1 protein-coding gene is annotated in these 1429 nt (G+C 57.3%); it reads left to right on the top strand.

What is annotated here, in order from left to right; all coding sequences use genetic code 11:
• Positions 1–124 precede the first annotated feature (124 nt).
• Positions 125–1414, top strand: coding sequence for an ISNCY family transposase (locus tag FG94_RS11770; RefSeq protein ID WP_229445928.1), 1290 nt, complete (start codon positions 125–127; stop codon positions 1412–1414).
• Positions 1415–1429: the final 15 nt, after the last annotated feature.

A 1429-nucleotide genomic window follows, 5' to 3' on the forward strand; every position in this document is an offset into this window, starting at 1 on the left:
TGTTAGGGCAAAGTTGTAATGTCCGGATCTAGCAAAGTTGAAATGTCCGCTTTTTGCTAGATGACTCATGCTGTCGACTCCGAATCGTTTGGAGTCCAGTGTGAGCAAATCCGGGAGCATTACGATGCAAGAGCTAGAGCGCGCCAAGGTGATTGAGGCGTACGCAAAAGGCGAGATCAAGGCAGCCGTTGCAGCGCTTCGACTCCAGATCAGCACCCGCCAGGTACGGCGCTTGCAAGAACGGTTTGCCGATGCTGGCTTGGCCGGTATCGCGTCGAAAAGGCGTGGTAAGCCGAGCAATAACCAGCTTGAAGCTGGACTGGCCCAGGATGCGATGTTGGTCGTCCGGGAGCATTACGCTGACTTCGGTCCGACGCTGGCATGCGAGATGCTACGTGAGCACCATGATCTGGTGCTGTCGAAGGAGACGGTGCGCAGGCTGATGACGGAGGCAGGCTTGTGGACGCCGCGTAGTGAGCGGCGTCCAGGCCTTTATCAGCCACGCGAGCGGCGAGCCTGCCTGGGAGAGCTGGTCCAGATCGATGGCAGCCGTCATGCCTGGTTTGAGAAACGTCGGGCACCATGTTCGGTGCTGGTGTTCATTGACGATGCCACCGGGCGCATCCTCCATCTGCACTTTTCCGAAACCGAGTGCACCAATGGCTATTTCGAGGCACTGCAATCGTACTTTCCCCGTCATGGAAAACCGCAGGCGTTCTATGCCGACAGGGCGGCCGTGTTCCGCTCTCCATCTGCAAACAAGCACATCCCAACGCAGTTCCAGCGCGCTGTCGATGAACTTGGCATCGAACTGATCTGTGCCAACTCGCCGCAGGCAAAAGGCCGCGTCGAGCGCGTCAACCGCACGTTGCAAGACCGCCTCGTCAAGCAGATGCGCCTGGATGGAATTCAGGATATCGACACTGCTAACGAGTGGGCTGGGCAATTCATTGAGCGATATAACGAACAATTTTCCTGCACAGCGCGCAGTGAACTCGACCTGCACACGCCGTTGCGCCCAACCGAAGATCTGAAGCGCATTCTGTCGATCCAGGATACACGTAAGCTCAGCAACAAACTGACGTTACAACACAACCAGCGGCAGTACATCCTTCAAGACGAACCATGGCTGCGTGCCATGATCGGCCAGTCGATTGCCATCCATAGCTATCGCGACGGACAAGTCGAATTGCGCGCCAACGGCATCACTGCGCAGTACACCATACTGCAGCCTCCCAAGCGATCCAGCCCGATTCTCGTGGACGAGAAATCGCTGCATCACTCTGTCGATAAACTAACGGCGGCACGCCGGCGTACACGTCCGTGTCGTGGAGACCAACCTCAGACCGTGGTGTCAACCGGCGTCATGGCAGCCAAGAAGATGTCCGCTCAAAAGCGCGCCAGCTCCCGCTAACCCGGGCAAAAAAGC

It is taken from the genome of Massilia sp. LC238, assembly GCF_000735635.1.
In the GTDB taxonomy this organism is placed as follows: domain Bacteria; phylum Pseudomonadota; class Gammaproteobacteria; order Burkholderiales; family Burkholderiaceae_D; genus Telluria; species Telluria varians.